We start from the raw sequence: 1,321 nt of genomic DNA, 5'->3' as shown, positions 1-1,321 counted from the left end.
TGAAGCGTCCCGGGTTTCCTGGAGGCTCCCACTTGTGAGTAGGAGCATCGGTAATGAGCAAGACGACAAACAAGTTTTCGCCGGAAGTCCGCGAGCGGGCGGTTCGGATGGTGGGCGAGCACCGGGCGGACCACGCTTCGGAATGGGAAGCGATCACCTCGATTGCGGGCAAGATCGGATGCACGGCCGAGACGCTGCGGCGCTGGTGCCGGGACGATGCGTCACGATGCGCGGGTCCGGCCGCGCAGGCGGCCGATGACCGCGAGCGGCTGCGGCTGCTGGAGCGCGAGGTGAAGGAACTGCGGCGTGCCAATGAGATACTCAGGAAGGCATCGGCATATTTCGCGATGGCGGAGCTCGACCGCCACGGGCGATGACGATGGCGTTCATCGACGCCCATCGAGGGGAGTTGGGGATCGAGCCGATCTGCCGGGAACTGGCGGTCGCCCCCTCCTCGTATCATCAGCATGCCGCACGCCTGGCCGATCCGGACAGACGTTCCGCTCGCGCCCGGCGGGATGACGGGCTGAGGGATCACATCCGGCGCGTCCACGGCGCCAGCTTCGGCCTGTACGGGTCGCGCAAGGTGTGGCGGCAGTTGCTGCGCGAGGGCGTCACCATCGCCAAATGCACGGTCGAGCGGCTGATGAAGGCGATGGGTCTGGCCGGTGTCCGGCGCGGGAAGTCCTGTGTCACCACCGTTCCCGATCGCAAGGCGCCGTGCCCGCTCGACAAGGTCAACCGGGCCTTCAAGGTTCAGCGGCCGAACGCGCTGTGGGTGGTGGATTTCACCTACGTCCACACCTGGGCAGGCTTCGTCTACGTGGCCTTCGTCATCGACGCGTTCGCCCGCCGGATCGTCGGCTGGAAGGTCAGCAGCAGCGCCACCGCCAGTTTTGTCCTGGATGCGCTGGAACAGGCCATTCATGCCCGGCGGCCAACGGAAAAGGACGCGCTCGTGCACCACTCGGACAGGGGGTCGCAATACCTCGCCATGAGCTACACCCAGCGGCTCGCCGAGGCGAAGCTGGTGCCCTCGGTCGGCAGCGTCGGGGACTCCTACGACAATGCCCTGGCCGAAACCATCAACGGCCTGTTCAAGGCCGAGGTCATTTGGCGCCAGCGCTCCTGGCCGAACCTGGCTACCGTTGAAATGGCGACGCTGCGCTGGGTCGACTGGTTCAACAACCATCGCCTCTTCGGTCCCATCGGCTACGTTACCCCGGCTGAAGCCGAAGCCAACTACTATGCCGCACAGGAGGAACTCGATATGGCCGCATGACCCAAACCTAAATGCCTCCAGGAAACCCGGGACGCTTCA

Annotated in this window: 1 protein-coding gene and 1 other annotated feature; the gene reads left to right on the top strand. The window is 65.3% G+C overall.

Annotated elements, in window-relative coordinates:
- The first annotated feature begins 53 nt into the window (after nt 1-53).
- A protein-coding gene (locus tag ASE78_RS07660; RefSeq protein WP_414886820.1) for an IS3 family transposase occupies nt 54-1,282 on the top strand; the annotation gives its coding sequence in 2 pieces (ribosomal slippage) (nt 54-348 and nt 348-1,282; 1,230 coding nt in all).
- Nucleotides 335-451 (top strand) — a sequence feature (AL1L pseudoknot). (Overlaps the previous gene by 117 nt.)
- Nucleotides 1,283-1,321: the final 39 nt, after the last annotated feature.

Origin of the sequence: Sphingomonas sp. Leaf25, assembly GCF_001421635.1 — a bacterium.
In the GTDB taxonomy this organism is placed as follows: Bacteria; Pseudomonadota; Alphaproteobacteria; order Sphingomonadales; family Sphingomonadaceae; genus Sphingomonas.
The sequence above is the reverse complement of the archived record's forward strand: the minus strand, read 5'-3'. Positions and strand labels throughout refer to the sequence as shown.